We start from the raw sequence: 21,063 nt of genomic DNA, 5'->3' as shown, positions 1-21,063 counted from the left end.
TCCGCGGGTCCGGCGCCCCGTGTCCGCCCGCGGGCGGTCAGGACAGCTTGCCGCCGTAGTCCGGCAGCTTGAAGGTGCGCTCCGCGTGGCCGCCGGCCAGGTCGCTCTGCTTGTTGCCGATGTTGGCGATGATCGTGTAACCGCGCGACTCGATCTCGGCGCGCTGCTCGGTCTTGTACGCGCTGACCTCTTCGAAGAGGTCGGGCAGGTCCCGGACGTACAGCCCCGAGACCGGATAGCCCACCTGCCTGAGGTTCCAGTCGGTGAGCGAGCCGATGATGCCCGGGCGGGCGGTGACGAAGAAGATCGCGGCGCCGTGCTCGTGGGCGTACCGGGTCAGGTCGCGCACCTCGGCGATGGCCGGCGTCGGGAGCGTCCAGAACCAGTGGAAGTCCGTCTCCAGAGAGGAGTTGTCGATGTCGAGGACGATCGCGGGGCGCTCGCCGGAGGGCGAGTGGGCGAGGCGCTGCTCGACGTACGGGCGGGCCTCGGCGATGACGGCGGCGACGTCGCGCTTCCACGTGCCGTAGTCGATGCCGAGGATGGCCGCGTTGCCGCCGGGCGCCCACGTCGTCGAGGTGGCCGGTGCGGCAGCGGGGGCGGGCGCCGCCGCCGGGGCTGCCGACGCGGTCGCGGCGGGGGCCAGCAGGAGGGCGGCGGTCGCGGCCGCCGTGCCTGCGGCGGCTCCGAGGGTGCGTATACGGCTGCGGGTACGGGTGCTGCGCATGTGGGGGCGCTCCTCACGACATGGGGATTTGGCATGTACGCGGCCAGAATCCGCAGCGGCGCAAGGGATGTCTACCGGTCGGTAGGAAATTTCTTCCGGCCTTCCGGTGAACAGCCGTACCCGGCAGTCGAACGGGTGGGCCCGGGCGGCGGGTTCCGTCAGGTCCGCCGCGCGCGCCCTCAGCGCGTGATGCGCAGGTAGGCGACCTCGTAGGACATCTCCGAGACGTCCGGCTCGGGCGCGGGGTGGTAACGGCCCGCGCACACCGACAGGTTGACGATGATGTACGCCCGCCAGCGCCGCCCGACGCCGGTGCGGTCTGCGTACACGCGGGTGCCGTTCACCCACCAGACGACCGACCTGGTGCCGAACCTGACCTTCAGGTCGACCCAGCCGCCGGGCTCCACGGCCGGGTTGCGGTGGTAGTGCGAGCCGCGGCCCCGGACGTGGTTGGAGAGTTCGAGGAGGTCCGGGTTGTCGGGGTGGTACTCGAAGACGTCGACCTCGTTGCCGCCGTCCCGCCAGGTCCAGATCGCAGGCCAGGCGCCGAGCTCCCGCGGGAGTCTGACACGGGCCTCCAGGACGTCCTCCGCGCGCAGCTGGAAGCCCTCCCGGCTGCCCTCGGTGGTCAGCAGTCCCGCGTCCCACTTGCCGTCGGGACGGCGGGTCGCGCGAAACGTTCCGGTGCGGCTGTACGCGGGGTCGGGGACGAGGTAGTCGAGCTTGTTGTCGCCGGGGTTGACCGGGCCGCCGTTCGGATAGGCCCAGGACCGGCCGGCGACCCATTGCGTGGTGGACGTGAAGTCGGCAGTGAACACCGTCGTGGCGGCAGGGCGGAACCATGCCATGAGTTGCGAGATCACACGAAATGCCTGCCCGCACGGCAGGTCGCCCATTCTGCGGATCCCTACCGGAACCGCCCGAAACCGGCTCGGTGCACCGGTGCGCCGGGTCTGCTCCGGCGCACCGGGCGCCCCTCGGCACACGGGCGGGTCACACGGTGTGCGAGGGGCGGGCGCGTCTCAGGCGTCAGCCTGGCGGCGCGCCTCGCGCTCGGCGTTGCGCTCCTTGATCCGCACCGCTTCCTTGCGGACCTCGGCCTGCGTGGCGCGCTCCTTCTGCAGCCACTCGGGGTTCTCCTGCTTCAGGGCGTCGATCTGCTCGGTGGTGAGCGCCTCCGTGACGCCGCCGCGGGCGAGCCCCGCGATGGAGATGCCGAGCCGGGCCGCGACCACCGGGCGCGGGTGCGGTCCGAGCCGCCGCAGGTCCCGGAGCCACTGGGGCGGGTCGGTCTGCAGCGCGTTCAGCTCGCTGCGGGAGACGGCCCCCTCCCGGAATTCCGCGGGGGTGGCCTCGAGGTACACACCCAGCTTCTTCGCCGCGGTGGCGGGCTTCATGGTCTGGGCGGTCTTGTGCGACGTCATGCGACAACAATATCGAGCATGTGCGCTACTCCTGACCACGCCCGGTAACCTGGGCGGGTGACAGGCTCGGAAGCATCTCCCTCGTTCCGGCTCGCGTACGTCCCCGGAGTGACGCCCAGCAAGTGGGTGCGGATCTGGAACGAGCGCCTGCCCGACGTCCCGCTGACCCTCGTGCAGGTGTCCGCCGCCGAGGCGCCGGACACGCTCCGTGACGGCGGGGCGGACGCGGGCCTCGTCCGGATCCCCGCGGACCGCGGCGGCCTCGCGGCGATCCCCCTCTACACCGAGACCACGGTCGTCGTGGTCCCGAAGGACCACCTCGTCGCCGCCGTCGAGGAGGTGTCCACCGCCGACCTCGCCGACGAGATCGTCCTGCACCCCCTCGACGACACCCTCGACTGGGAGGCCCTGCCCGGCCGTCCCGCGTTCGAGCGGCCGGCGACCACCGCCGACGCGGTCGAGCTCGTCGCGGCCGGGATCGGCGTACTCGTCGTGCCCCAGTCCCTGGCCCGCCTGCACCACCGCAGGGACCTCACGTACCGGACCGTCACCGACGCCCCCGCCTCCCGGGTGGCGCTCTCCTGGCCCGAGGCCGACCCCACCCCCGACCTGGTCGAGCACTTCATCGGCATCGTCCGCGGCCGCACCGTCAACAGCACCCGCGGCCCGCAGCGCGGCCCGCAGGACGCCAAGGACGCCAAGGGCGGCGGCCGGGGCGCCGCCGCAGGCAGGGCCGCGGCCGGGCGGAACCCGCGCGGCGGAGCCTCCGGCGGCAAGGGCGGCGCGGCGAAGAGCGGCGGCGGCAAGGGCGGTACGGCCAAGGGCGGCAGGGGAGCAGGACCCGCCAAAGGCGCCCGTACCGCCAAGGGCGCCAAGGGCGGCCGCCGCCGGCCCTGACCGGCATCCCTCCGCCGGGGCCGCCCGTACGCCTACGAGCCGATCCGCACCAGCGCGAGCGTGATGTTGTCGGGTCCGCCCGCCTCGATGGCGGCCCGCCACAGCTCGAACACGGCCATGCCGTCGTCGTGGGCCCGCAGCAGCTCCCCGACCTCCTCCTCCGGGACCGGATCGGTCAGCCCGTCCGAGCAGACCAGGTAGCGCGCCCCCGGGCCGGCCGGCTGCACCGAGACGTGCGGGAGGATCCCGCCCGGCCCGCCCCCGCCGCCGATCGCCTGCGTCAGCACGGACGACGTCCGCATCCCCGGCGGCAGCGGGGGGTTGTCGTCCACGCTCACCAGCCGCAGCTCCTCCCCGGTCGCGTCGAAGACCCGGCTGTCGCCCACGTTGAACGAGATCAGCGACCCGTCCAGGACGACGGCGCCCGCGACGGTCGTGCCCATCGCGGTCAGCTCCGGATCGCCGTCCGAGGCCGCGTACACGGCCCGGTCGCACAGGGCGACGGCCTCGCGGACCGCCTCCTCGCCGCCCAGGGCCGGCCCGAGGGCCGAGAGCTGCCGCACCACGAGCGCGCTGGCCACCTCGCCGGCCGGCTGGCCGCCGATGCCGTCGGCCACCGCCACGACGAGGGGGTCGCCGAGCGGGAAGACGAACGTCTGCGGGGTGCGGGTGGCGGTGGCGCACAGCGTCCACGGCCCGACGACGAGGCTGTCCTCGTTGTGGTCGCGGACCAGGCCGGGGTGGCTCAGGGCGCTCACGGCTACGTACGGCATCGCACCCCCCATTGTCGTCCGGTACGCGCCCGCCCGCGCGGCTCAGCCGCCCAGTGCGCGCCGGCGCTGCATCCGGGCGATGTCCGAGGCCGTCACGATCCCCACGAGCCGCCCGCCGTCCACCACCAGCACCGGCAGCCCGGTGCCCGGCCGCAGCCGCTCGAGGGCCTCCGCCAGCGGCAGGTCCGGCGGGGCCACCGCGTACCGCTCCACCGGGTTCGCCACGTCGCGCACCCGCAGCTCCTCGCGCCGCTCCTCGGGGACCGACGCCAGCCGGGCCACCTCCACCACCCCGCTGGGGCGGCCGTCGAAGTCGTGCAGCGGCACCACGGAGTGCCGGGCGTCCAGCGCCACCTCGTCGATGAAGCGCCGCACGCTCAGCCAGTCCGGCGCCGCGGCCACCGGGCTCGTCATCGCGTCGGCCACGCGCACCCCCTCCAGCGCGGAGCGCAGCTCGGCGGTCCGGCGCTCGGCGGCGGCGACGAAGGCCATGAACAGGCCGATCAGGATGAGCCACAGCCCGTCCGGCGCCCCCCGCAGGAACGCGATCCACCCGCCCGCCGCGAGCAGCATGCCGAAGACCTGCCCGCTGCGCGAGGCCGCCCGCTCGGCCCGCTCCCGGTCGCCCGTGCGCCACCACAGCAGCGCCTGCAGTACGCGGCCCCCGTCGAGCGGAGCGGCGGGCAGGAGGTTGAACACGCCGAGGAAGACGTTCGTCCATCCCAGCCACACCAGGACCGCCGCCGCGACCTGCCACCCGGTCAGGGCCTGCAGCCCCGTCCCGGCGGCGAACGCCGCAGCCCCGAGCAGCAGGCTCACCAGCGGCCCGCTCACCGCCACCGCGAACGCCGCCCCGGCCGTCGGGGCGCGGCCCATCCGGGTCATGCCGCCGAGCGCCCACAGGGTCACGTCCTCGACGGCGATCTTCCTGCGCCGGGCAGCCGCGGCGTGCGCCGTCTCGTGCAGCAGCAGGCTGGCCACCAGGGCGAGCGCCCCGACGGCCGCGGCCGCGGTGTAGACGGCGTCCGATTGGCCGGGCGTCCAGGCGGGCAGGGTCCGGCGGCCGAGCCCGTACGCGAAGAGCAGCACGAGCAGCGGCACGCTCCAGTGCATCCGCAGCGGAACGCCGACCACCCGCCCGACGGGCACCGAGCCGTTCATCTCCGCCTCCTGCCCCTCGGCAGCCGGCCCACACGCCCATTGTCGCGCGCCGCCGCCCGCGCGGCCGGGCGAGCACGGGCCGCCGGCGCGGGGTCAGCTCGCGGCCGGCGCGGCGTCGAGCTCCCAGGCGTGGCGCTTGAACTCCCGCAGGAAGTCGGCGTGGTCCTCCCACTGCCGGGCGATGCCGCGCAGGACGTCCCAGTGGTGCTCCACCGACTGGTCGATGACCCGGCGCAGCGCGGCGTCGGCCGTCTCCCGCTTCTCGATCAGGCCCCTGACCGCGGACGCCTCCAGCACCGCGTTGCGCAGCGCCCGCAGGGCCCGTGAGGTGTCGTCCATCGCGAAGCCGCGCTCGCTGCCGGTGGCCTCGTCGAACAGGGGCGTCAGGCGCGCCTCGATGAAGGCGGTGATCCGCTCGAAGTGCTGCACGTCCATCCGGGGGCTCCCTCTCCGGCCGCACGCGGCGGCCCGGCACATCGCGTCGTCGTTCCTGCGCGGGCGGGTGCCGCCGGCGCGGTTGCAGCATAACGACCGGAGATCGTCCGCCCGGAGCCCGCCGGGGCGGCCGGTGCCCCATCCGCAACAGGCGGTCCGCTCCGGGTCGCCGATGCGTTCCGCGACACCGCAGTCGGGGGCGGTCGGCGGTGAGCACTGCGGCGGAGTCCGGCCGTGCCGAGGGGGCGGAGGCCTTCCTCCGGAACATGGTCCGGCGCGGTCCGCGCCCCGCCCCGGCCCTCCACCAGGTGGCGGGCCGGGGCGCCCACTTCCGGGTGACACCCGCCGTAGGGCGCCCCGTCCGGCGCGCGCCCGTCGCGGACGATCGGCGGCGGCCGGTTCCCCACCGGCCCGCCCGCCGCCGAGTCCGGACGCTTGGGAGATCCCGTGCACATCCTCCTCGCCGCCAGCGCGTTCAACAGCCTCACCCAGCGCGTCCACGCCGAACTGCGCGAACGCGGGCACAGCGTCGCGGTCGACCTCGCCCTGCCGGGCACCCGCCTGGCCGACGCCGTCGCGCGGCACCGGCCCGACCTGGTGCTGGCGCCCATGCTGAAGACGGCCATCCCGCCGGAGGTCTTCACCGCGCACACCTGCCTCGTGGTCCACCCCGGCCCGGTGGGCGACCGCGGGCCCTCCTCCCTCGACTGGGCTGTCGGCGACGGCGCGACCCGGTGGGCCGTCACCGTCCTCCAGGCCGAGGCCGAGATGGACGCCGGGGACGTCTGGGCGTCCGTCGAGTGCCCGCTCCCGCCCGTCGCCAAGAGCGACGCCTACCGCGGCGAGATCGCCGACGCCGCCCTGGCCGCGGTTGTCCTGGCCGTCGACCGCTTCGCCTCCGGCACGTACACGCCCCGGCCCCAGTACACCGGCCGCACCCGCCCGCCCATGCGCCAGGAGCACCGGCGCATCGACTGGCAGCGCGACGCCACCGACACCGTCGTGCGCACGCTGCGGGCCGCCGACTCCCGGCCCGGCGTCCTCGACGACCTGCTCGGCGGCCGCTGGTACCTGCACGGCGGCCACCCCGAGGACGGCTTGCGCGGCCGGCCCGGCGAGCTGCTCGCCACCCGCGCCGGCGCGGTCTGCCGGGCGACCGCCGACGGGGCCGTGTGGATCCCCGAGCTGCGGGCCGTACGCCTCCCCGGGCAGCCCGCCCCCGTCAAGCTCCCCGCCACCCTCGCCCTCGGCGGCCTGCTGCCCGCCCTGCCGGAGCTCCCCGCCCCGGCTTGGGCGGACGCCGGCGCCCCGGCGGCCGGGCGGCGCACCTGGTCCGACATCTCCTACCGGGAGGAGGGCGCGGCGGGCTTCCTGTCGTTCTCCTTCCCGGGCGGGGCGATGGGCACCGACCACTGCCGGCGCCTGCTCGCCGCGTACCGCGAGGCGTGTACGCGCCCCACCTCCGTCCTCGTCCTCGGCGGGGGCCGCGACTTCTTCTCCAACGGCATCCACCTCGGCATCATCGAGGCCGCGCCCGACCCGGCCGCGGAGTCCTGGGCCAACATCCACGCGATGAACGACCTGGTGGAGGCCGTCCTCACCACCACCGACCGGCTCGTCGTGGCCGCCCTCGGCGGGAACGCCGCCGCCGGGGGCGCGATGCTCGCGCTCGCCGCGGACGAGGTGTGGTGCCGCTCCGGGGCGGTCCTGAACCCGCACTACCGGCTGATGGGCCTCCACGGCTCCGAATACTGGACGTACACCCTGCCCCGCCGCACCGGCGGCGCCGCCGCCAAACGCCTGACGGCCGAGGCCCTGCCCGTCGGTGCCGAGGCCGCCCGCCGCCTCGGCCTCGTCGACCGCACCATCGAGTGCACCCCGCAGGCCTTCACGGACGAAACGGCCCGTCTCGCCGTACGGCTGGCGAACTGGCCCGCCACCCACTCCCGCATCGCGGGCAAGAAGGCCCGCCGCGAGGTGGACGAGCAGCTGCGGCCGCTGGCCGCCTACCGGGAGGCGGAGCTGGACCGGATGCGGGAGGCCTTCGACGACCCCGCCGCCCCCTACCACGCCCTGCGCCGCGCCTTCGTCCGCAAGGAGCCCCCGGGGGCCACCCCAGGGCACCTGGCCTCCCGCGTGCCCGGCCGGCGCGTCCCCGCCGCCCCGCGCCGGGAGGGAGTCACCGCACCGGCCGAACAGAACAGGGCAGCCGGGACCGCCGGCTGTTAGCAAGAAGGGTGGGGGCGGCCCCAGGCCCGCCCCCGCGGTCGCCCGGCCCCCGGCGCGCCCCGTCCCGGGCGGGCCCCTTTCCGCCCCGGCGCGGCCCCCACGTCCCCGCATCCCTAGGAGCGATCCGCATGGACGCTGCAACGCCGACCCTGCCGGAGACCACGCCGGAGGACCCCACGATCCACATCCTCTGGATCAACGCCGGACTGAGCTGCGACGGCGACTCGGTGTCCCTGACGGCCGCGATGCAGCCCAGCATCGAGGAGATCGTCACCGGCACCCTCCCCGGCCTCCCCAAGATCGCCGTGCACTGGCCGCTGATCGACTTCGAGTGCGGGCCGGTCGACGGCGCCGACACCTTCATCGAGTGGTTCTTCAAGGGCGAGCGCGGCGAGATCGACCCCTTCGTGCTCGTCATCGAGGGATCGATCCCCAACGAGAAGATCAAGCCCGAGGGCTACTGGTGCGGCTTCGGCGACAACCCGGAGACCGGGCAGCCCATCACCACCAGCGAGTGGATCGACCGGCTGGCGCCCAAGGCGCTCGCCGTCGTCGCCATCGGCACCTGTGCCACGTACGGCGGCATCCACGCCATGGAGGGCAACCCGACCGGCGCGATGGGCCTGCCCGACTACCTCGGCTGGGACTGGAAGTCCAAGGCCGGCATCCCGATCGTCTGCGTGCCCGGCTGCCCCATCCAGCCGGACAACTTCTCGGAGACGCTCACCTACCTGCTCTACCAGGCGGCCGGCTCCGCCCCGATGATCCCCCTGGACGACAAGCTCCGGCCCACCTGGCTGTTCGGCCAGACCGTCCACGAGGGATGCGACCGCGCCGGCTACTACGAGCAGGGCCAGTTCGCCGAGGCCTACGACTCCCCGCAGTGCCTGGTCCGCATCGGCTGCTGGGGTCCCGTCGTCAAGTGCAACGTCCCCAAGCGCGGCTGGATGAACGGCATCGGCGGCTGCCCCAACGTCGGCGGCATCTGCATCGCCTGCACGATGCCCGGCTTCCCGGACAAGTTCATGCCGTTCATGGACGAGCCCCCCGGCGCCCACGTCTCCACCCGGGCCAGCGGCATCTACGGCGCGGTCGTCCGCAGGCTCCGCTCGATGACCCTGCACACCGTCGACCAGGAGCCCAAGTGGCGCCACACCGGCCGCGAGCTGACCACCGGCTACCGCAAGCCCTGGTGACCCCGGACCCGGCCGGCGGCCCCGTGCGCCGGCCGGGTCCCCGCATGCCCCCCCACCCCCCGCACCCGGTTCCCAGAAGGGCCACGGCCAAGACAATGACACCGAAGACGAACACCGCCGGCGACGGCAGCGGCCTCGTGGAGATGGCCTGGGATCCGATCACCCGGATCGTGGGCAGCCTCGGCATCCACACGAAGATCGACTTCAAGCAGAAGCGGGTCGCCGAGTGCTACAGCACCTCGTCGGTCTTCCGCGGCTACAGCGTCTTCATGCGCGGCAAGGACCCCCGCGACGCGCACTTCATCACCAGCCGCATCTGCGGGATCTGCGGCGACAACCACGCCACCTGCTCCGTCTACACCCAGAACATGGCCTACGGGGTCAAGCCGCCCCACCTCGCCGAATGGATCATCAACCTCGGCGAGTCCGCGGAGTACATGTTCGACCACAACATCTTCCAGGAGAACCTGGTCGGGGTCGACTACTGCGAGAAGATGGTCCGCGAGACCAACCCCGGCGTCCTCGACCTCGCCGAGCGGACCGAGGCCCCGCACGCCGCCGAGCACGGCTACCGCACCATCGCGGACATCATGCGCTCCCTCAACCCCATCGAGGGCGAGTTCTACCGCGAGGCCCTCCAGGTCAGCCGCTACACCCGCGAGATGTTCTGCCTGATGGAGGGCCGCCACGTGCACCCCTCCACGCTCTACCCGGGCGGCGTCGGCACCATCGCCTCCGTCCAGCTCTTCACGGACTACATGTCCCGCCTCATGCGCTACGTCGAGTTCATGAAGCGCGTCGTCCCGCTCCACGACGACCTCTTCGACTTCTTCTACGAGGCCCTGCCCGGCTACGAGGAGGTCGGCCGCCGCCGCGTCCTCCTCGGCTGCTGGGGCGCCCTCAACGACCCCGAGTACTGCGACTTCACCTACGCCAACATGACCGACTGGGGACGGCGGATGTTCGTCACCCCGGGCGTCGTCGTCGACGGCAAGCTGGTCACCAACGACCTCACGCAGATCAACCTCGGCATCCGCATCCTGCTCGGCAGCTCGTACTACGACGACTGGGAGGGCCAGGAGCCGTTCGTCCGCGAGGACCCCCTCGGCAATCCGGTCGACCCCCGCCACCCCTGGAACCAGCACACCATCCCCGCCCCGCAGAAGCGCGACTTCGGCGACAAGTACAGCTGGGTGATGTCCCCCCGCTGGTTCGACGGCAAGGACCACCTCGCCCTCGACACCGGCGGCGGCCCCATCGCCCGCCTGTGGTCCACCGCCCTGTCCGGCCTGGTCGACATCGGCTACGTCAAGGCCACCGGCCACAGCGTCGTCATCAACCTCCCGCGCACCATGACCAAGCCCGAGACCACCTTCGAGTGGAAGATCCCGCAGTGGAGCAATGCGCTGGAGCGCAACCGCGCCCGCACGTACTTCCAGGCGTACGCGGCCGCCGTCGCCCTGCACTTCGCCGAGAGGGGCCTGGAGGAGGTCCGCGCCGGACGCACCCAGACCTGGGAGAAGTTCGAGGTGCCGGACGAGTCGATCGGCGTCGGCTTCACCGAGGCCGTCCGCGGCGTCCTCTCCCACCACATGGTCATCCGCGACGGGAAGATCGCCAACTACCACCCGTACCCGCCCACCCCCTGGAACGCCAGCGTCCGCGACTCCTACGGCACCCCCGGCCCGTACGAGGACGCCGTCCAGAACACCCCGATCTTCGAGGAGAACACCCCGGAGAACTTCAAGGGAATCGACATCATGCGCGCCGTGCGCAGCTTCGACCCCTGCCTGCCCTGCGGCGTCCACATGTACGTCGGCGGCGGCCGGACCGTGAAGTCGATGCACGTCCCCACCGGCCTGAGCGGACTGGGCGGATGAGCGCCGCCATGGACGCCCGCGAGGCGGGCCGCCGCGTCGACGCCGTCCTCGACCGCCTCGCCGCCACCGGAGACCGGCAGGCCTGCGAGGCCGCCGAGGAACTCGTCCGCGTCCTGATGGACTTCTACGGCGCCGGCCTCGCCCGGATCGTCGAGCGGCTCGGAGCAGGCCCCGTCTCCCGCATGCTCGGCGACGACCTCGTGGCGAGCCTGCTCGCCCTGCACGACCTGCACCCCGAGGACGTGGACGCCCGCATCGCCCGCGCCCTCGCGACCCTGCACGAACCGGTCGAGCCCCTCGGCTTCGACGCCGCCACCGGCGTCCTCCGCATCCGCCCTGCCGCCACAGGCGGCGGCTGCGGCTGCGGCGGCACCGACGCCGTACGGCGCGCCGCCGAGGACGCCCTCGCCGGCATCGCCCCCGAGGTGACCGCCGTCGAAGCGGAGCCGGCGCCCCCGCAGCCCGCCCTCCTCCAGATCGGCCGCCGCCCGCACGCCCCGGCGCGCGTCCCGTGACCGCCGCCCGCACCCACGCCCGGCCGGCCCCCGTCCCCGGGGCCGGCCGCCCGGCCGCACGCGGCCTGCGCCGCTTCACCCGCTCCCGGGCACCGCGCCCCGAGGTCTGCGAACTGTGCGGCACCCCCGTCGCCGAGGACCGCCACCGCCACCTGGTCGAGACCGAGAAGCGGGCCCTGGTGTGCGCCTGCACGCCCTGCGCCCTCCTCTTCGACCGGCCGGGCGCCGGCGCCGGCCGCTACCGCACCGTCCCCGACCGCTACCTCGCCGACCCCGCCCACCGGCTCGACGACACCGCCTGGGAAGCCCTGCGGATCCCCGTCGGCGTCGCGTTCTTCTTCCGCAACGCCGCCCTCGACCGGCTCGTCGCCCTCTACCCGAGCCCCGCCGGCGCCACCGAGAGCGAACTCGACCCCGACACCTGGCAGGCCGTACTCGGCGCGGGCCGCCTCGCCGCACTCCTCGAACCCGACGTGGAGGCGCTCCTGCTGCGCCACACCCCGGACCGCACCGAGTGCTACCTCGTCCCCGTCGACATCTGCTACGAACTCGTCGGCCGCATGCGCCTGCTGTGGCAGGGCTTCGACGGCGGCCCGGAGGCCCGCGCCGCCCTCACCGCCTTCTTCCGGCACGTCGAACGGCGCGCCGCGCCCCTGCCCGCCGCCGAACCCGGGCGGGGGCGGCCGTGACCGAACTCGCCTTCACCTGCACCGGCGTCCGCAGCGACCCGTATGCCGCCGGCCCCACGCTCGTCTTCCGGCTGCGCATCACCGCCTCCGGCGGCGCCCCCGTCCACGCCCTCGCCCTGCGCTGCCAGCTGCGCATCGAGCCGGCCCGCCGCGCGTACGGCAGCGGCGAGGCCGAAGCGCTGCACGACCTGTTCGGCGACCGCTCCCGCTGGGGCAGCACCCTCCAGCCGATCCAGTTCGCCCAGGTCGCCGTCATGGTGCCCGGCTTCACCGGCGAGACCGAGACCGACGTCCCCGTCCCCTGCACCTACGACACCGACGTCGCGGCCTCCCGCTACCTGGCCGCCCTCGACGACGGCGACGTGCCGCTGCTGATGCTCTTCTCCGGCACCGCGTTCACCGGCGCGGGCGGCTTCCGCGTCGAACCCGTGCCCTGGGACCGCGAGGCCCGCTGCCCGATGCCCGTCACCGTCTGGCGGGAGATGATCGAGCAGCACTTCCCCGGCTGCGGCTGGCTGCGCCTGCGCCGCGACACCATCGCCGCACTCCTCGCCTTCCGCTCCCGCCGGGCCCTGCCTTCCTGGGAGGAGACCGTACGGGCCCTGCTCGACGCCGCCCGCGCCGCCGAACCGGAGCCGCCCGGGCCCGCCTGGGCGGGCGCCGTCCTGCCCCGCACCGGAGAAAGGACAGCCCCGTGACCGCGCCCGCCCCGACCGCCTCCCGCTTCGGCCACGCCCGGCAGGTCGCCGACGCCGTGCTCTTCGAGGGCTACGTCCTCTACCCCTACCGGGCCTCCGCCGCGAAGAACCGCATGCGCTGGCAGTTCGGCGTCCTCGTCCCGCCCGCCTGGGGCCCCGCCGGCGGCGAACCCTCGGCGCAGCACACCGAACTCGTCATGGAGCCCCGCGGCGACGCCGAACTCGCCGTCGAGCTGCGCTTCCTGCACGCCCGCCGCCGCACCGTCGAAGAGGCCCGCGGCGACGGCTCGTTCACCCCCGTACCGGAACTGCGCCTGCCCGACCGGGTCCTCGTCCCCTGGGACGAGGGAACCGAGGAGACGGTCCGGATGGCCGTCCCCGTCGCCGACCTGGAGGCCGGCGTGGTCGAGCTGCCGTTCGCCCGGCCGGCCGCCGAGGAGGCCGAACCCGTCACGGACGCCGACGGCCGGCAGGCCGGGCGGCTCGTCCGGCGCGCCGAGCGCCTCGACGGCGTCCTGCGGCTGCGCGCCGAGCAGCTCGACCTGCCCTACCGGGCGCTGAAGCTGACCGCCACCGTCGACAACACCAGCGACTGGGAACCGCCCCCGGGGGCCGGCCGCGAGGCCGCCCTGGCCCGCTCCCTCGTCGCCGCCCACCTGCTGCTCGGCCTGAGCGCCGGATCGTTCCTGTCCCTGACCGACCCGCCCGAATGGGCCCGGGCGGTCGTCGCAGACTGCACGAACCGGCACACCTGGCCGGTCCTCGCCGGCGACGGCGGCCGCGCCGACGTCGTCCTGTCCTCCCCGATCATCCTGGAGGACCACCCGCGCATCGCCCCCGAGAGCGCCGGCGCCATGTACGACGCCACCGAGATCGACGAGATCCTCGCCCTGCGCACCGCGGCCCTGACCGACGAGGAGAAGCGCGAGGCGCGCGGCACCGACCCGCGGGCGGCCGCCGTGATCGACCTCGCCGACACCATGCCGCCCGAGGTGCTCGACCGCCTCCACGGCGCCGTCCGCGCCTTCCGGGAGGCCACCTCGCCCGCCGCGCCGCCGCCGGGGGTGCCGGAGCCGCAGCCGCCCGGCGCGGCGGCCCGGCCCGACACCCCCTGGTGGGACCCCGCCGGGGACCCCGCCGACCCGGCACCCGAGCGGGTCGTGGTCGCCGGCGTCCCCGTCGGCCCCGGCAGCCGCGTCGTGCTGCGGCCGGGCCTGCGTCGCACCGACGCCCAGGACCTGTTCCTCCTGGGCAGCACCGCCCTCGTCGAGGCCGTCCTGCACGACGTCGACGGAGCCGTCCACCTCGCCGTCACCGTCGACGGCGACCCCGGGGCGGACGTCCGACGCGCCCAGGGCCGCTTCCTGTACTTCCAGCCCGACGAGGTCACCCCCCTGGAGGACGCGTGAGCGGCCGCACCCTCGTCGCGGGCATCGGCAACGTCTTCCTCGGCGACGACAGCTTCGGCGTCGAGGCCGTCCGGCGGCTCGCCGAACACGCCGCGGAACTCCCCGAGGGCGTCGAGACCGCCGACGTCGGGGTCCGCGGCGTCCACCTCGCCTACCGGCTCCTCGACGGGTACGACACGCTCGTCCTGGTCGACGCCACCGCCCGCGGCGGCGAACCAGGCACCCTGTACCTGATCGACGCCACCGCGGCCGGCGCGGCCGATGCAGCCGACGGCGCCGCCCCGCCCGGCACCGTCCTGGACGCGCACCGGATGACCCCCGACACCGTCCTCGCCCTGCTGGGCACCCTCTGCGCAGGCACCGGCGCCGCCCCGCCCCGCCGCATCTGGGTCGTCGGCTGCGAACCCGCCTGCCTGGACGAGGGCATCGGCCTGAGCCCGCAGGCGGCCGCCGCCGTCCCGGAGGCCGTACGGACGGTGCTCGACCTCGTCCACCGCACGCACGAGCAGACCCCCGACGGCGACCTGGTGCCGTGACCGGCACCGGGCGCTGCCGCGAACCGAGGAGGACCACGTGAAGAAGGCCATCATCTGGGGTGCGGCCGCGGTCGGCACCACCCTCGCCGCCACCCTGCTGAAGTCGTTCCTGCCCGACGTCCGGCGCTACCTCCACATCCGCCGGATGTGACCGGCGGGTTGCCGCCGCGGGCCGCACGGCCCGCCACCGGTGCGCCGTCCCGGCGGCCGAACGGAGGACGCCGGGCGCGGCGCACCGGCGCGCCCGGCCCCCGCGCCGGTGCACCCGCCGTCTAATGGGGCCCGGCAGGACGGAGTCCCATGCACGAGATGTCGATCGCCATGGCCGTGGTGGCCCAGGTGGAGGAGGCCGCCGCCTCGGCGGGCGCGGCCGCCGTCACCGAGGTCCGCCTGCGGGTGGGGGAGCTGGCCGGCGTGGTGCCCGACGCCCTCGCCTTCTGCTTCGAACTCGCCTGCGCCGGCACCCTCCTGGCAGGCGCCGCCCTGGCCGCCGAGCCCGTTCCCGGACGCGCCCGCTGCGGCGCCTGCACCGCCGAGTGGCCGACGGGCATGCCGCCCCTGCTGGTCTGCCCCGACTGCGACCGGTCCGGCGGCGTCGCCCTGCTCGCCGGGCGGGAGCTGGAGATCGCCGCCGTCCGCTGGGAGGACCGCCCGCCGCAGGACCCCGCCCCCACCCGCGAACCGATCGTCGAGGAGCACTGAAGCATGTGCCGTGTGGTCGACCTCCAGCAGGCGGTCCTCGCCAAGAACGCCTCCGCCGCGCAGACCCTGCGCACCGCGCTCGGCGCCCGCGGAACCGCCGTCGTCAACCTGCTGTCCAGCCCCGGCAGCGGCAAGACCGCCCTCCTGGAACAGGAACTGGGCCTCGCCCGCGAGCGCGCAGTGCCCGTCGCCGCCCTCACCGCCGACCTGGCCACCGAGAACGACGCGACGCGGCTGGCCCGTTCGGGCGCCCCCGTCAAGCAGGTCCTCACCGACGGGCTGTGCCACCTGGAGGCGCACATGCTCGGCCGCCACCTCGACGGCTGGCTCCCCGACGGCACCCGCCTGCTGTTCGTCGAGAACGTCGGCAACCTCGTCTGCCCCGCCTCCTACGACCTCGGGGAGTCGCTGCGCATCGTCCTCGCCTCGGTCACCGAGGGCGAGGACAAGCCGCTGAAGTACCCGACGGCCTTCGGCCTCGCCCACCTGGTCGTCGTGACGAAGACCGACATCGCCGGGGCGGCCGGGTTCGACGAGGCCGCCTTCCGGGCGAACGTCCGCCAGGTCAACCCGGGCGTGGAGGTGCTGCTGACCTCCGCGCGCACCGGCGAGGGCGCCGGCGCGCTGCTGGACCGCGCCCTGGCGGTGGCGGACGGGAAGCCCGTCCACACCCCGGTCATGGCCGGCCGGCAGCCCGCCCACCCGCCCGGCCACGACCACGGCGACCACGGCGGCCACGACCACGGTGGCCACGACCACCGCGGGCACGCCCACGGCCACCCCGGCGGCGGGCCCGCCGCGGACGCCGGACGCCCGCGGCCCGCCACCGCGCCGACCCGGTGACGGAGGCCGTGCAGCGCCGCCGGGTCGTCGTACGCGGCGTCGTCCAGGGCGTCGGCTTCCGGCCGTACGTGTACACCCGCGCGACCGGGCTCGGCCTCGCCGGGCACGTCACCAACACCCCCGACGGCGTCGTCGCCGAGGTCGAGGGCGCGCCCGACGCCGTGTCGGCCTTCTGTGAGCGCCTCGCCGCCGACGCCCCGCCGCTGGCCGTCGTCGACGCCGTCGACCACTGCGAGGTCCCCGTCGCAGGCGGCGCCGGCTTCACCATCACCCCCTCGCGCACCGGCGGCCCCGCCCGCACCCTCGTCTCCCCGGACACGGCCACCTGCGCCGCCTGCCTGGCCGAGCTCGCGGACCCCGCCGACCGGCGGCACCGGCACCCCTTCATCACCTGCACGCACTGCGGCCCCCGCTTCACCATCGTGACCGGGCTGCCGTACGACCGGGCGCACACCACCATGGCCCGCTTCCCCATGTGCCCCGACTGCGCCCGCGAGTACGCCGACCCCGCCGACCGCCGCTTCCACGCCCAGCCCGTGGCCTGCCCGGCCTGCGGGCCGCGGCTGCGCCTCCTCGCCGGCACCCCGCCGCAGGAGGCCGCCGAAGCCGCGGACCCGGTGGCGCAGGCCCGCCGCCTGCTCGCCGAGGGCGCCGTCCTCGCCGTCAAGGGCCTCGGCGGCTACCACCTCGCCTGCGACGCCGCCAACGCCGCGGCGGTCGCCGGGCTGCGCCGCCGCAAGGCGCGCGGGGACAAGCCGTTCGCCCTGATGGCCCGCGACACCGCCGACCTGGCCGGCCTCGTACGGATCAGCCCCGCGGAACACGCCCTCCTGACCGGCCCGGTGAGGCCCATCGTCCTGCTGCGCCGCCTCCCCGCCGCGGCTGCCGCCGGCGGGGTGCGCGTCGCCGACGCCGTCGCCCCCCGCTGCCCCGACCTCGGCGTGATGCTCCCGTACACGCCCGTGCACCACCTGCTGCTCGGCCTGCCAGGCGATCCGCCCGGCCCCCGCCTGCTCGTCATGACCAGCGGCAACCTGTCCGGCGAGCCCATCGTCACCGACGACGCCGAGGCCCTGGAGCGCCTCGCCGGACTGGCCGACGCCTGGCTCACCCACGACCGCCCCATCCACGTGCCGTGCGACGACTCCGTGGTCCGCGTCTGCGACGGCGAGCCCCTCGTCCTGCGCCGCGCCCGGGGACACGCCCCGCTGCCGCTGGACCTGCCGCTGCCCGTGCCGCCGGCACTCGCCGTCGGGGGCGACCTGAAGAACGCCTTCTGCCTCGGCGAGGGGCGCAAGGCCTGGCTGTCCGCGCACATCGGCGACATGGACGACCTCGCCACGCAGACCGCCTTCGAACGGGCCGAGGAGCAGCTGGAGTCCGTCACCGGCGTCCGCCCCGCCCTCCTCGCGGCCGACCGGCACCCCGGCTACCGCTCCACCGCCTGGGCCCGGCGCACCGCCGGGGACCGCCTGCTCACCGGAGTACAGCACCACCACGCGCACATCGCCTCCGCCATGGCCGAGCACGGCCTCGACGGCCGGCGGCGCGTCATCGGCTTCGCCTTCGACGGCACCGGGCACGGGGACGACGGCGCCGTCTGGGGCGGCGAGGTGCTCCTGGCCGACTACGCCGGCCACCAGCGCTTCGCGCACCTGGCGTACGTGCCGCTGCCGGGCGGCGACGCCGCGGTCCGGCGCCCCTACCGCATGGCCCTGTCCCACCTGCGGGCCGCCGGACTGCCCTGGTCGGCGGACCTCCCCTGTACCGGCGCCTGCCCCGCCGAGGAACTGCGCGTCCTGGAGCGCCAGTTGGAGCGCGGCCTGCACTGCGTCCCCACCTCCAGCATGGGACGGCTCTTCGACGCCGTCTCCTCGCTCGCCGGGGTCTGCCACCACGCCGGCTACGAGGCCCAGGCGGCGGTCGAGCTGGAGGCCGCCGCCCTCGCTGCCCCCGGGCCTGCACCCCGGGCCGCCGGGTACGCGTTCGAGGTGCGTGCCCCGGCGGGCGGGGACGCGCCCGTCACCGCCGACCCGGCGCCGCTGCTGGCCGCCGTGGTCGCGGACCTGCGTGCCGGAACCCCGCCGCCGCTGATCGCGGCCCGCTTCCACACCGCGGTGGCCGAACTCGTCGCCGGCCTCGCCGTCCTGGCCCGCCAACGGCACGGCCTCGACACCGCCGCCCTGACCGGCGGGGTCTTCGCCAACACCGTGCTCTCCTCCGCCTGCGCCCGCCTGCTGCGCGGCCGCGGCTTCACCGTCCTGCGCCACCACCGCGTCCCGCCGAACGACGGCGGACTGGCCCTGGGCCAGCTGATGGTCGCGGCGGCCGGAAACCGGCACCACCCACAGCAAGGAGGAGGCCATGTGCCTGGCGGTACCCGGCAGAGTGCTTGAGATCGGAGAGCGGGACGGCACCCGCATGGCGAGCGTCGACTTCGGCGGCGTGGTCAAGGAGGTGTGCCTGGAGTACCTGCCCGACCTCCGGGTCGGCGAGTACGCCGTCGTGCACGTCGGCTTCGCGCTCCAGCGGCTCGACGAGGAGTCGGCCCGGCGCACCCTGGAGCTCTTCGAGGAACTCGGCATGCTCCAGGAGGAGTTCGGCGACCCGTGGGAGCGGGCGGCGGCCGAGGCGGGCGTACAGGACGGGCCCTCCGGCGCAGGGCCGGAGGCCGAGGGGACGGCGCGGGAGGCGCGGCAGCGGTGAAGTACATCGACGAGTTCCAGGACCCCGGGCTGGCCCGCCGGCTCCTGGACGACATCCGGGCCTCCGTGACGCGGCCGTGGGCGCTGATGGAGGTCTGCGGCGGCCAGACCCACACGATCATCCGGCACGGCATCGACCAGCTCCTGCCCGAGGGCGTCGAGCTGATCCACGGCCCCGGCTGCCCGGTGTGCGTGACGCCGCTGGAGGTCATCGACAAGGCACTCGCCATCGCCGCCCGCCCCGAGGTGGTCTTCTGCTCCTTCGGGGACATGCTCCGCGTCCCCGGAACCGGCAAGGACCTCTTCCGGGTCCGCAGCGAGGGCGGCGACGTCCGCGTCGTCTACTCCCCGCTCGACGCCCTGCGCATCGCCCGCGAGAACCCCGACCGGCAGGTCGTGTTCTTCGGCATCGGCTTCGAGACCACCGCCCCGCCCAACGCCATGACGGTGTACCAGGCGCGCAGGCTCGGCATCCGCAACTTCAGCCTGCTCGTCTCGCACGTACGGGTCCCCCCGGCGATCGAGGCGATCATGCAGTCGCCGAGCTGCCGCGTGCAGGGCTTCCTGGCCGCCGGGCACGTGTGCAGCGTCATGGGCACCGCCGAGTACCCCGAGCTGGCCGACCGCCACCGGGTGCCCGTCGTCGTCACCGGCTTCGAACCGCTCGACATCCTCGAAGGCGTCCGCCGGGCCGTGCGCCAGCTGGAGCGCGGCGAGCACACCGTCGAGAACGCCTACCCGCGGGCGGTGCGCACCGAGGGCAACCCGGCCGCCCTCGCCATGATCGAGGACGTCTTCGAGGTCACCGACCGGGCCTGGCGCGGCATCGGCACCATTCCCGACAGCGGCTGGCGGCTCTCGGAGCGCTACCGGGAGTACGACGCCGAGCACCGCTTCCCCGTGTCCGGCATCGCCACCCGCGAGCCCGAGGCCTGCCGCAGCGGCGAGGTCCTGCAGGGGCTGCTCAAGCCGCACCAGTGCGAGGCGTTCGGCACGGCCTGCACCCCGCGCACCCCGCTCGGCGCCACGATGGTCTCCAGCGAGGGCGCCTGCGCCGCGTACTACCTCTACCGGCGCCTGGGGACGGCGCCCGCCCGCTCCCCGCAGCCCGCACCGCAGCCCCCTCTGGAGGCGAGCCCCGTTGTCTGACACCGTCCTCGACATCACCGGCTGGACCTGCCCGGCGCCCCTGCGCGACCACCCCCGCGTCGTCATGGGCCACGGCGGCGGCGGAGCGCTCTCCGCCGAGCTGGTCCGGCACGTCTTCGCCCCCGCGTACGGCGGCGAGGTGCTGGCCGGCATGGGCGACAGCGCGGCCGTCACGCTGGGCGGCGCCCGGCTCGCGTTCTCCACCGACTCCTACGTGGTGCGGCCGCTGTTCTTCCCCGGCGGCAGCATCGGGGACCTCGCGGTCAACGGCACCGTCAACGACCTCGCCATGAGCGGCGCCCGCGCCGCCTACCTGTCCTGCGCCTTCATCCTGGAGGAGGGCGTCGAGACCGCGACGGTGGCCCGGGTCGCCGAGGCTCTGGGCGCCGCCGCGCGGGCCGCGGGCGTCGAGGTCGCCACCGGCGACACCAAGGTCGTCGAGGCCGGGCACGGCGACGGCATCTACATCACCACGGCCGGCATCGGGCTCGTCCCCGAGGGCGTGGACCTGCGCCCGCAGCGCGCGCGGCCCGGCGACGCGGTCATCGTCAGCGGCGAGATCGGCGCGCACGGGGTGGCCGTCATGAGCTGCCGTGAAGGCCTCGGCTTCGACGTGGAGACCGTCAGCGACTGCGCCCCGCTGGGCGGGCTCGTCGAGGCGATGCTCGCCGTGACGCCCGACCTGCACGTGCTGCGGGACCCCACGCGCGGCGGGCTGGCGGCCGCGCTCGGGGAGATCGCCGCCGCCTCGGGCACGGGCGTGGTCGTCGACGAGGGGCGGGTGCCGGTCCCGGAGCCCGTCCGCAACGCCTGCGCCGTCCTCGGCCTGGACCCCTTCTACGTCGCCAACGAGGGCAAGCTGGTGGCGTTCGTGCCGCCCGGGGACGCGGAGGCCGTCCTGGAGGCGATGCGCGCCCACCCGCTCGGCCGGCGCGCGGCGATCGTGGGCCGGGCCGTGGAGGAGCACCCCGGCATGGTCGTGGCGCGCACGGGGCTCGGCGGTACGCGCGTACTGGACCTGCCGCTGGGGGAGCAGCTGCCCCGGATCTGCTGACGGCCGCGCCGACCCGCCGCACCCGCCCCCGGGGTCGGCGG

At 75.2% G+C, this 21,063-nt stretch carries 22 protein-coding genes; 16 read left to right on the top strand and 6 right to left on the bottom strand.

Translation table 11 applies throughout. The features are described from left to right. Nucleotides 1–37 precede the first annotated feature (37 nt). From C0216_RS17910 to C0216_RS17900, 3 genes are all read right to left on the bottom strand, one after another. Nucleotides 38–727 (bottom strand): HAD family acid phosphatase, encoded by a 690-nt coding sequence (locus tag C0216_RS17910; RefSeq protein WP_114056260.1) that lies wholly within the window; start codon nucleotides 725–727, stop codon nucleotides 38–40. 179 nt (nucleotides 728–906) lie between these two features. After that, nucleotides 907–1,575 carry a family 16 glycosylhydrolase gene (locus C0216_RS17905; protein ID WP_114058744.1) on the bottom strand — a complete coding sequence of 223 codons (669 nt, stop codon included), beginning with the start codon at nucleotides 1,573–1,575 and terminating at the stop codon, nucleotides 907–909. Nucleotides 1,576–1,749: 174 nt separating this feature from the next. Further along, complete coding sequence (locus C0216_RS17900) at nucleotides 1,750–2,151, bottom strand: DUF5997 family protein (RefSeq protein ID WP_114056259.1); 402 nt, start codon at nucleotides 2,149–2,151, stop codon at nucleotides 1,750–1,752. Between the two features lie 57 nt (nucleotides 2,152–2,208). Here C0216_RS17900 and C0216_RS17895 point away from each other — a divergent pair, with 57 nt between their 5' ends. Next, the gene (locus tag C0216_RS17895) at nucleotides 2,209–3,048 is read left to right on the top strand and encodes a LysR family transcriptional regulator substrate-binding protein (protein ID WP_114056258.1); all 840 of its coding nucleotides are present in this window, start codon (nucleotides 2,209–2,211) and stop codon (nucleotides 3,046–3,048) included. A gap of 32 nt (nucleotides 3,049–3,080) precedes the next feature. Here C0216_RS17895 and C0216_RS17890 read toward each other — a convergent pair whose 3' ends face one another. The 3 genes from C0216_RS17890 to C0216_RS17880 form a co-directional block, all read right to left on the bottom strand. Next, nucleotides 3,081–3,821 (bottom strand): PP2C family protein-serine/threonine phosphatase, encoded by a 741-nt coding sequence (locus tag C0216_RS17890; protein WP_114056257.1) that lies wholly within the window; start codon nucleotides 3,819–3,821, stop codon nucleotides 3,081–3,083. 42 nt (nucleotides 3,822–3,863) lie between these two features. Next, a complete protein-coding gene (locus tag C0216_RS17885) occupies nucleotides 3,864–4,982 on the bottom strand; it encodes a site-2 protease family protein (RefSeq protein ID WP_114056256.1) in 1,119 nt (372 codons plus the stop codon). Nucleotides 4,983–5,075: 93 nt separating this feature from the next. Further along, nucleotides 5,076–5,417 carry a hypothetical protein gene (locus C0216_RS17880; RefSeq protein ID WP_114056255.1) on the bottom strand — a complete coding sequence of 114 codons (342 nt, stop codon included), beginning with the start codon at nucleotides 5,415–5,417 and terminating at the stop codon, nucleotides 5,076–5,078. 447 nt (nucleotides 5,418–5,864) lie between these two features. On the opposite strand from C0216_RS17880, the gene C0216_RS17875 reads away from it, so the two are divergent. From C0216_RS17875 to hypE, 15 genes are all read left to right on the top strand, one after another. After that, nucleotides 5,865–7,646 (top strand): enoyl-CoA hydratase-related protein, encoded by a 1,782-nt coding sequence (locus C0216_RS17875; protein ID WP_114056254.1) that lies wholly within the window; start codon nucleotides 5,865–5,867, stop codon nucleotides 7,644–7,646. 128 nt (nucleotides 7,647–7,774) lie between these two features. Then, the gene (locus tag C0216_RS17870; protein WP_114056253.1) at nucleotides 7,775–8,842 is read left to right on the top strand and encodes a hydrogenase expression protein HypE; all 1,068 of its coding nucleotides are present in this window, start codon (nucleotides 7,775–7,777) and stop codon (nucleotides 8,840–8,842) included. Between the two features lie 95 nt (nucleotides 8,843–8,937). Next, entirely contained in the window at nucleotides 8,938–10,722 is a 1,785-nt protein-coding gene (locus C0216_RS17865) for a nickel-dependent hydrogenase large subunit (protein ID WP_114056252.1), read from the top strand. Beyond that, the gene (locus C0216_RS17860; protein ID WP_114056251.1) at nucleotides 10,719–11,237 is read left to right on the top strand and encodes a hypothetical protein; all 519 of its coding nucleotides are present in this window, start codon (nucleotides 10,719–10,721) and stop codon (nucleotides 11,235–11,237) included. The genes C0216_RS17865 and C0216_RS17860 overlap by 4 nt, the downstream gene beginning before the upstream one ends. After that, nucleotides 11,234–11,926, top strand: coding sequence for a DUF5947 family protein (locus C0216_RS17855; RefSeq protein WP_246042600.1), 693 nt, complete (start codon nucleotides 11,234–11,236; stop codon nucleotides 11,924–11,926). The genes C0216_RS17860 and C0216_RS17855 overlap by 4 nt, the downstream gene beginning before the upstream one ends. Continuing rightward, nucleotides 11,923–12,624, top strand: a complete 702-nt coding sequence (locus tag C0216_RS17850; protein ID WP_114056250.1) for a DUF6084 family protein — start codon at nucleotides 11,923–11,925, stop codon at nucleotides 12,622–12,624. Before C0216_RS17855 ends, C0216_RS17850 begins: the two co-directional genes overlap by 4 nt. Then, nucleotides 12,621–14,033, top strand: coding sequence for a hypothetical protein (locus C0216_RS17845; RefSeq protein ID WP_114056249.1), 1,413 nt, complete (start codon nucleotides 12,621–12,623; stop codon nucleotides 14,031–14,033). The genes C0216_RS17850 and C0216_RS17845 overlap by 4 nt, the downstream gene beginning before the upstream one ends. Further along, nucleotides 14,030–14,569 (top strand): hydrogenase maturation protease, encoded by a 540-nt coding sequence (locus C0216_RS17840; protein WP_114056248.1) that lies wholly within the window; start codon nucleotides 14,030–14,032, stop codon nucleotides 14,567–14,569. Before C0216_RS17845 ends, C0216_RS17840 begins: the two co-directional genes overlap by 4 nt. A gap of 37 nt (nucleotides 14,570–14,606) precedes the next feature. After that, nucleotides 14,607–14,720 carry a DUF6893 family small protein gene (locus C0216_RS35370; RefSeq protein ID WP_428985437.1) on the top strand — a complete coding sequence of 38 codons (114 nt, stop codon included), beginning with the start codon at nucleotides 14,607–14,609 and terminating at the stop codon, nucleotides 14,718–14,720. 149 nt (nucleotides 14,721–14,869) lie between these two features. Next, nucleotides 14,870–15,271: a hydrogenase maturation nickel metallochaperone HypA gene (locus C0216_RS17835; RefSeq protein WP_114056247.1), complete on the top strand. Its 402-nt coding sequence runs from the start codon at nucleotides 14,870–14,872 to the stop codon at nucleotides 15,269–15,271. A 3-nt stretch (nucleotides 15,272–15,274) separates the two neighbouring features. After that, nucleotides 15,275–16,114 (top strand): hydrogenase nickel incorporation protein HypB, encoded by an 840-nt coding sequence (hypB, locus tag C0216_RS17830; protein WP_114056246.1) that lies wholly within the window; start codon nucleotides 15,275–15,277, stop codon nucleotides 16,112–16,114. After that, nucleotides 16,111–18,510: a carbamoyltransferase HypF gene (gene hypF, locus C0216_RS17825; protein WP_114056245.1), complete on the top strand. Its 2,400-nt coding sequence runs from the start codon at nucleotides 16,111–16,113 to the stop codon at nucleotides 18,508–18,510. The genes hypB and hypF overlap by 4 nt, the downstream gene beginning before the upstream one ends. After that, a complete protein-coding gene (locus tag C0216_RS17820) occupies nucleotides 18,479–18,820 on the top strand; it encodes a HypC/HybG/HupF family hydrogenase formation chaperone (RefSeq protein WP_114056244.1) in 342 nt (113 codons plus the stop codon). Before hypF ends, C0216_RS17820 begins: the two co-directional genes overlap by 32 nt. Continuing rightward, nucleotides 18,817–19,968 carry a hydrogenase formation protein HypD gene (gene hypD, locus C0216_RS17815; protein ID WP_114056243.1) on the top strand — a complete coding sequence of 384 codons (1,152 nt, stop codon included), beginning with the start codon at nucleotides 18,817–18,819 and terminating at the stop codon, nucleotides 19,966–19,968. The genes C0216_RS17820 and hypD overlap by 4 nt, the downstream gene beginning before the upstream one ends. Beyond that, entirely contained in the window at nucleotides 19,961–21,022 is a 1,062-nt protein-coding gene (gene hypE, locus C0216_RS17810) for a hydrogenase expression/formation protein HypE (protein WP_114056242.1), read from the top strand. Before hypD ends, hypE begins: the two co-directional genes overlap by 8 nt. The last annotated feature ends 41 nt before the right edge of the window (nucleotides 21,023–21,063 follow it).

Source organism: Streptomyces globosus (assembly GCF_003325375.1).
In the GTDB taxonomy this organism is placed as follows: Bacteria; Actinomycetota; Actinomycetes; order Streptomycetales; family Streptomycetaceae; genus Streptomyces; species Streptomyces globosus_A.
The sequence above is the reverse complement of the archived record's forward strand: the minus strand, read 5'-3'. Positions and strand labels throughout refer to the sequence as shown.

Coding starts and splice junctions, on each gene's coding strand:
- C0216_RS17910 (WP_114056260.1), bottom strand. CDS start 727: ATGCGCAGCACCCGTACCCGCAGCCGTATACGCACCCTCGGAGCCGCC.
- C0216_RS17905 (WP_114058744.1), bottom strand. CDS start 1,575: ATGGCATGGTTCCGCCCTGCCGCCACGACGGTGTTCACTGCCGACTTC.
- C0216_RS17900 (WP_114056259.1), bottom strand. CDS start 2,151: ATGACGTCGCACAAGACCGCCCAGACCATGAAGCCCGCCACCGCGGCG.
- C0216_RS17890 (WP_114056257.1), bottom strand. CDS start 3,821: ATGCCGTACGTAGCCGTGAGCGCCCTGAGCCACCCCGGCCTGGTCCGC.
- C0216_RS17885 (WP_114056256.1), bottom strand. CDS start 4,982: ATGAACGGCTCGGTGCCCGTCGGGCGGGTGGTCGGCGTTCCGCTGCGG.
- C0216_RS17880 (WP_114056255.1), bottom strand. CDS start 5,417: ATGGACGTGCAGCACTTCGAGCGGATCACCGCCTTCATCGAGGCGCGC.
- C0216_RS17870 (WP_114056253.1), top strand. CDS start 7,775: ATGGACGCTGCAACGCCGACCCTGCCGGAGACCACGCCGGAGGACCCC.
- C0216_RS17865 (WP_114056252.1), top strand. CDS start 8,938: ATGACACCGAAGACGAACACCGCCGGCGACGGCAGCGGCCTCGTGGAG.
- C0216_RS17860 (WP_114056251.1), top strand. CDS start 10,719: ATGAGCGCCGCCATGGACGCCCGCGAGGCGGGCCGCCGCGTCGACGCC.
- C0216_RS17835 (WP_114056247.1), top strand. CDS start 14,870: ATGCACGAGATGTCGATCGCCATGGCCGTGGTGGCCCAGGTGGAGGAG.
- hypB (WP_114056246.1), top strand. CDS start 15,275: ATGTGCCGTGTGGTCGACCTCCAGCAGGCGGTCCTCGCCAAGAACGCC.
- C0216_RS17820 (WP_114056244.1), top strand. CDS start 18,479: ATGTGCCTGGCGGTACCCGGCAGAGTGCTTGAGATCGGAGAGCGGGAC.